This is a genomic window from Sphingomonas sp. (assembly GCF_017745215.1).
Lineage (GTDB): Bacteria > Pseudomonadota > Alphaproteobacteria > Sphingomonadales > Sphingomonadaceae > Sphingomonas.
In genome coordinates, this window is sequence record NZ_JAGHZV010000012.1 from 105,142 (window position 1) to 111,990 (window position 6,849).

Here is a 6,849-nt window from a genome sequence, read left to right on the forward strand (position 1 = left end):
GATCCTCCCCCGTCCGCCTGCCCGCCGCCATGCGCGACTCGTCCCGCTGGCTGCCCTCGCGCTGCTCGCCGCCTGTTCGGGCGAAAGCGCCGACAGGAAATCCGGCAGCCGCGGCCCCGGCGGCCCCGCCCAGGTCGGCTATGTCGTCGTCCAGCCGACCAGCGTGCCGCTCACCGCCGAGCTGCCCGGGCGCGTGACGGCGTACCAGATGTCCGAGGTGCGGCCGCAGGTCGCGGGGATCGTCCAGCGGCGCTTCTTCCAGGAAGGGACGATCGTCCGCCAGGGGCAGACGCTCTACCAGATCGATCCCAGCCTCTATCAGGCGCAGGTCTCGCAGTCGGCCGCCAACCTCGAGAGCGCGCGCGCCAATGCCGCAGCGGCGCAGGTCAAGGCCGATCGCTATCGCCCGCTGGCGCAGATGCAGGCGGTGTCGCAGCAGGATTATACCGACGCGGTCGCCGCTGCGCGCCAGGCCAATGCCTCGGTCGCGCAGACCAACGCCGCGCTGCGCACCGCGCGGATCAACCTGCGCTTCACCCGCGTCCCCGCGCCGATCACCGGGCGGATCGGCCGCTCGCTGATCACCGAGGGCAGCCTGGTGACCGCCAACCAGGCGGATCCGCTCGCCGTGATCCAGCGGCTCGACCCGATCTATGTCGACATCCAGCAATCGAGCGCCGACCTGCTCGCGCTGCGCCGCACGCTCGCGCAGGGCGGCGTCGTGCCCGCGAGCGCCGCGGTGCGGCTCAAGCTCGAGGACGGCAGCGACTTCGAGCAGGCGGGCACCGTCCGCTTCGCCGAAGTGATGGTCGACCAGAACACCGGCACGGTGACGCTGCGCGCGAGCTTCGCCAATCCGCAGGGCATATTGCTCCCCGGCATGTTCGTCCGCGCGGTGCTCGCCCAGTCGGTCGACACCCGGGCCTATCTGGTGCCGCAGCAGGCGCTGATCCGCGATCCCAAGGGCGGCGCGACCGTCTGGGTGGTCGGCCCCGGCGACAAGGCGCTGCGCCGCCCCGTCACTGCCGACAGGACGCAGGGCGCGAACTGGGTGGTCACCAAGGGGCTCAACCCGGGCGACAAGGTGATCGTGCAGGGGACGGGCACGCTCAAGCCGAACGCGGACCTCAAGCCGGTGCCCGCGAGTTCGGCGCAGCGGATCGAGCCGCCCAAGCAGGGGCAGGGCAGCCAGGGCGGCCAGGCGAAGGGCGGATAGAGTCTCATGTCGCGTATCTTCATCGATCGCCCGATCTTCGCCTGGGTGATCGCGATCATCGTGATGCTCGCCGGCCTCGGTGCGATCCTCACGCTGCCGATCGCCCAGTACCCGGACGTCGCGCCGCCGCAGGTCAACATCCGCGCGACCTACCCCGGCGCCTCGGCAGAGACGGTGCAGAACAGCGTCACCCAGGTGATCGAGCAGCAGCTCACCGGCATCGACGGGCTGCTCTACTTCAGCTCGTCGTCGAGCTCGCGCGGCTCGGTGAGCATCTCCGCGACCTTCGAGAAGGGCACCGACCCGGACATCGCCCAGGTCCAGGTCCAGAACCAGGTCCAGCAAGCCCTCTCCAGGCTTCCGCAGCAGGTACAGCAGCAGGGCGTGCGCGTCACCAAGTCCAACCCGGACTTCCTGCTGATCGTCGGCGTCTATGACGAGACCGACAAGATGACCGGCCAGGACGTATCGGACTGGCTCGCCTCGAACCTGCAGGACCCGCTCGGCCGCGTCGAGGGGGTGGGCGATTCGAACGTGTTCGGCGCTCCCTATGCGATGCGCATCTGGCTGAACCCCGAGCGGCTGGCGAGCTATTCGCTGATGCCGAGCGACGTGATCACCGCGATCACCAACCAGAACACCGAGGTCGCCGCGGGCGAGATCGGCGGCCAGCCGATGCCCAGGGAGCAGATGCTCAACGCGACGGTGACCGCCCAGTCGAAACTCCAGACCCCCGAGCAGTTCGGCAAGATCCTGCTCAAGACCGAGACGAGCGGCGCGCACGTGCTGCTGCGCGACGTCGCCCGGGTGGAGCTGGGCGCGGACAGCTACAATGCCGTCACGCGCGTCAACAACCACCCCGGCGCAGGCATCGCGATCAGCCTCGCGCCCGGCGCCGACGCGCTTACTACCGCCGAGAATGTGAAGGCCGCGGTCGCGCAGGCGTCGAAGAGCTTCCCGCCGGGGCTCAAATACGCCTACGCCTTCGACACCACCGCCTTCATCAAGCTCTCGATCGAGGAAGTGGTGAAGACGCTGATCGAAGCGATCGTGCTCGTCGTGATCGTGATGTTCGTCTTCCTCCAGAGCTGGCGCGCGACGCTGATCCCGACGATCGCGGTGCCGGTGGTGCTGCTCGGCACCTTCGCGATCCTCTATGTCGCCGGCTACACGATCAACACCTTGACCCTGTTCGGGCTGGTGCTGTCGATCGGCCTGCTCGTCGACGATGCGATCGTCGTGGTCGAGAATGTCGAGCGCCTGCTCGAGGAGAATCCGGACATGTCGCCGCGCGAGGCGACGATCGCGTCGATGTCGCAGATCCAGGTCGCGCTGGTCGCGATCGCGCTGGTGCTGTCGGCGGTGTTCCTGCCGATGGCGTTCTTCGGCGGCTCGACCGGCGTGATCTACCGGCAGTTCTCGATCACCATCGTCTCGGCGATGGTGCTCTCGGTGCTCGTCGCGCTGATCCTGAGCCCGGCGCTCTGCGCGACCTTGCTCAAGCGCAAGGCGGAGGAAGGCGCGCCCGAGGAGGGCTGGATCGCCCGGCGCTTCCCCGGCGTGGGCGATCGCATCGGCCGGGCGCGGGCGTGGTTCAACGACAGCTTCGAAAAGGGTGTCGACCGCTACGCCGGCGCGGTCAGCAAGGTGGTCGACCGCAAGTTCATCTTCCTGCTGATCTATGCGGGCGTCGCGGTGCTGCTCGTGCTGCTGTTCTCGCGGCTGCCCACCGGCTTCCTCCCCACCGAGGACCAAGGCGCGGCGCAGCTCCAGTTCCGCCTGCCCGCGGGTGCGACGCAGGGCCGCACCACCGACGTGCAGCAGAAGATCGAGCAATATTTCAAGCAGCACGAGGCCAAGAACGTCACGACGATGTTCACCGTCGCGGGCGGCGGCGGGGGCGGCGGCCCCAGCGGGCAGAACACCGGTCAGGGCTTCGTCAACTTCGCCGACTGGGCCGATCGCCCGGGCTCGAAGAACTCCGCCGACGCGATCGTCGCGCGCGCCTCGGCCGCTTTCCACAATTTCCGCGACGCGCAGGTCTTCGTGCTCGTCCCCGGCGCGATCCGCGGCCTGGGCCAGTCGAACGGCTTCACGGTCGAGCTGCAGAACGCCAGCGGCATGTCCGCCGCCGATTTCGCCGCCGCGCGCGATAAGCTGCTCGCCGCCGCCAACGCCGATCCGGACCTGACGGCGGTCCGCCTCTCCGACCTGCCCGACGTGGCGACGCTCAAGATCGACATCGACCAGGAGAAGCTGACGGCGCTCGGCCTCACCCAGGCCGACGTCAACACCACCCTCTCCACCGCCTGGGGCGGCCGCTACGTCAACGATTTCGTCGACCGGGGCCGGGTCAAGCGCGTCTATGTCCAGGGCGATGCCGAATTCCGCGCCGCGCCCGAAGACATCGACCAATGGTTCGTCCGCACCGGCAACGGTCAGATGGTGCCGTTCTCGTCCTTCGCTCAGACCAGCTGGCAGACCGCGCCGACCACGCTCTCGCGCTTCCAGGGCATCCCCTCCTATGAGCTCCAGGGCCAGCCGGCCGCGGGCAAGAGCTCGGGCGAGGCGATGAAGCGGATCGAGGCGCTCGCCGCCGAGATCCCCGGCACCAGCATCGCCTGGTCGGGGCTCTCCTATCAGGAACGGCTGTCCTCGGGGCAGGCGCCCTTGCTCTACGCCATCTCGCTGGTCGTCGTGTTCCTCTGCCTCGCCGCGCTCTACGAGAGCTGGACGATCCCCGTCGCGGTGCTGCTCGTCATCCCGCTCGGACTCGTCGGCGCGGTGTTCGCGGTGACCCTCAGGGGACTCCAGAACGACGTCTACCTCCAGATCGGCCTGCTCACCACCATGGGTCTCGCCGCCAAGAACGCGATCCTGATGATCGAGTTCGCCGAGCGCGCCGAGAAGGAAGGCAAGCGCGTGATCGAAGCTGCGCTCGAGGCGGCGCGGATCCGCTTGCGGCCGATCCTGATGACCAGCCTCGCCTTCATCTTCGGCGTGCTGCCGCTGGCGATCTCGACCGGTGCGGGCGCGAACAGCCGCATCGCGATCGGCACCTCGGTGATCGGCGGCATGCTCACCGCGACGATCCTCGCGATCTTCTACATCCCGCTGTTCTTCGTGCTCGTCCGCCGCACGACGCGGAGCGCGCTCCACGCGATCCACCATCACCCGGCCCCGCCGCCGCAACCGGAGCCCGGTCCATGAAGCGCCTCGTCCTTTCGCTGATGATCGGCACGGCGCTCGCCGGCTGCTCGATGGACCCGCATTATGCGCGGCCCGAATCGTCGGTGCCGGCATCCTGGCCGGTGGGCGACGCCTATCTTCGCCAGAGCGAGGCGTCGCTCCCCGCGATCAGCTACCGCGACGTCTTCCGCGACCCCCGGCTCCAGGCGCTGATCGAGCAGGCGCTGGTCAACAACCGCGACCTGCGCGTCGCCGCCGCCAACATCGCCGCGGCGCGCGCGCAATATCGCATCCAGCGCGCGAACCAGCTCCCCGAGGTCGACGCCAACGCCGGCGCGACCGTCGCCGACAGCAAGGGCACGCCGCGGCGGACGAGCTTCACCGCCGATGTCGCGGTCCCAAGCTTCGAGATCGACCTGTTCGGCCGGCTCGCCTCCTTGAGCCGCGCCGAGCAGGACCGCTATTTCGCCACCGAGGCCGCCGCGCGCGCGACGCGGCTCACGCTGGTCGGCGACATCGCCGAGGCGTGGCTCACCTATGCCTCGGACGCGAGCCTGCTCAAGATCGCGCAGGATACCGCCGCCAATGCCGAGCGCAGCGTGACGCTCACCAAGGCGCGGCTCGACGGCGGCATCGCGCCGCGCACCGACCTGCGCCAGGCCGAGCAGGTGCTCGAGACCGCGCGCGGCGACGTCGCGCAGCAGACCACCGCGCTCGCGCAGGACATCAACGCGCTCCAGCTGCTCGTCGGCGCCCCCATCGATCCGGCGACGCTCCCCGCCTCGATCGACGAAGCCGCGGCGACCGTTGCCGAACTGCCCGCCGGCATGGATTCGAGCGTGCTGCTCCGCCGGCCGGACGTGGTCCAGGCCGAATACCAGCTCCGCGCGGGCAATGCCGAGATCGGTGCCGCGCGCGCCGCGCTGTTCCCGCGGATCACGCTCACCGGTCTCCTCGGCCTCGCGAGCAATGCGTTGACCGGTCTGTTCAGCGGCGGCGGGTTCAACTGGTCGGCGGGCGCGGCGGCGAGCTATCCCATCTTCCGCGCGGGCGCCGGGCGGGCGAACGTCCAGCTCAGCGAGGCCCAGCGCGATGCGCTGCTCGCCACCTACGAGAAGACGATCCAGACCGCCTTCCGCGAGGTTTCGGACGCGCTCGCGCGCCGCGGAACCATGGCCGAACAGCTCCGAGCCGCCCGCGCGCAGGTCGACGCCACCGCGGATACCTATGCACTCACCGACGCGCGTTACCGCGGCGGGATCGACACCTTCCTCGCCAGCCTCGACGCCCAGCGCTCGCTCTATTCGGCGCGGCGGACGCTGGTGGCGACGCAGCTGACCCAGGCGACCAACCTCGTGAGCCTCTACCGCTCGCTCGGCGGCGACATGCTGCTCGAGGCAGGGGAGGGCGAGCCCGTCCCGGTGCCCACGCCGAACCCATAGCTTTCCAGCCCCGGTAACCCCCCGCAACGAAAAAGCCGCCGCCCGGCAGTCCGGACGGCGGCTCTTTTCTTCAGCGGATCCCGCTGACCGGGGGGCTTATTCCCCGGTCTCGAGATAGTCGCCCGCATCCTCGTCGGTGCCGTGGCCCGAAGGCACGACCTCGCCGAGCGGATCGCTGCCGGTGCCGGCCGCGTCGCGCACCGAGCGCGCGTGCTCGGCGGCACGTTCCTCGGCCGCGCTGTTCGGCGCGATCAGGGCGTTCTGCAGCGCCTTCTGCTGGACGCGGAGCGCCGCATCGCGCGACGTGGCCGCAACCCGCAGGCGGTTCATGCCCGCGCCGGTACCCGCCGGGATAAGGCGGCCGACGATGACATTCTCCTTCAGGCCCTGCAGCGTGTCCTGCTTGCCCTGGACCGCGGCCTCGGTGAGCACGCGGGTGGTCTCCTGGAACGACGCCGCCGAGATGAAGCTGCGGGTCTGCAGCGACGCCTTGGTGATGCCGAGCAGGATCGGCTTGCCCTGTGCGGGGGCCTGACCCGGAGCCAGCTTCTCGTTGTGCTCGTCCATCTCGTCGCGATCGACCTGTTCGCCGGCGAGCAGCGTGGTGTCGCCGCCGTCGGTGATCTCGACCTTCTGCAGCATCTGGCGAACGATCACCTCGATGTGCTTGTCGTTGATCTTCACGCCCTGGAGTCGATAGACTTCCTGGATCTCCGACACGAGATATTCCGCGAGCGGCTCGATGCCGAGCACTTCGAGGATGTCGTGCGGATCGGGCGAGCCGCCGATCAGGTTGTCGCCACGCTTGACGTAGTCGCCTTCCTGGACGTCGATCACCTTCGACTTCGGAACCAGATACTCCACGACCTCGCCGCCATCGTCCGGCTGGATGCCGATCTTGCGCTTGGCCTTATAGTCCTTGCCGAAGACGACACGGCCCGAGACCTTGGCGATGATCGCATTCTCCTTGGGCTTGCGCGCCTCGAAGAGCTCGGCGACGCG

3 protein-coding genes and 1 pseudogene are annotated in these 6,849 nt (G+C 69.3%); 3 read left to right on the forward strand and 1 reads right to left on the reverse strand.

Annotated features, from left to right (window positions below; all coding sequences use genetic code 11):
* The first annotated feature begins 1 nt into the window (after position 1).
* Genes J7495_RS13430 through J7495_RS13440 form a run of 3 tightly spaced genes read left to right on the forward strand, consistent with a single transcriptional unit; the run spans position 2 to position 5,847 of the window.
* Positions 2 to 1,216: an efflux RND transporter periplasmic adaptor subunit gene (locus tag J7495_RS13430; RefSeq protein ID WP_294057098.1), complete on the forward strand. Its 1,215-nt coding sequence runs from the start codon at positions 2 to 4 to the stop codon at positions 1,214 to 1,216.
* A 6-nt stretch (positions 1,217 to 1,222) separates the two neighbouring features.
* Positions 1,223 to 4,426: an efflux RND transporter permease subunit gene (locus J7495_RS13435; protein ID WP_294057091.1), complete on the forward strand. Its 3,204-nt coding sequence runs from the start codon at positions 1,223 to 1,225 to the stop codon at positions 4,424 to 4,426.
* Positions 4,423 to 5,847 (forward strand): efflux transporter outer membrane subunit, encoded by a 1,425-nt coding sequence (locus tag J7495_RS13440; RefSeq protein WP_294057093.1) that lies wholly within the window; start codon positions 4,423 to 4,425, stop codon positions 5,845 to 5,847. The genes J7495_RS13435 and J7495_RS13440 overlap by 4 nt, the downstream gene beginning before the upstream one ends.
* A 96-nt stretch (positions 5,848 to 5,943) precedes the next feature.
* On the opposite strand, the pseudogene J7495_RS13445 reads toward J7495_RS13440, so the two are convergent.
* Positions 5,944 to 6,849 (reverse strand): annotated as a pseudogene (locus J7495_RS13445) (DNA-directed RNA polymerase subunit beta'); the annotation flags it as partial.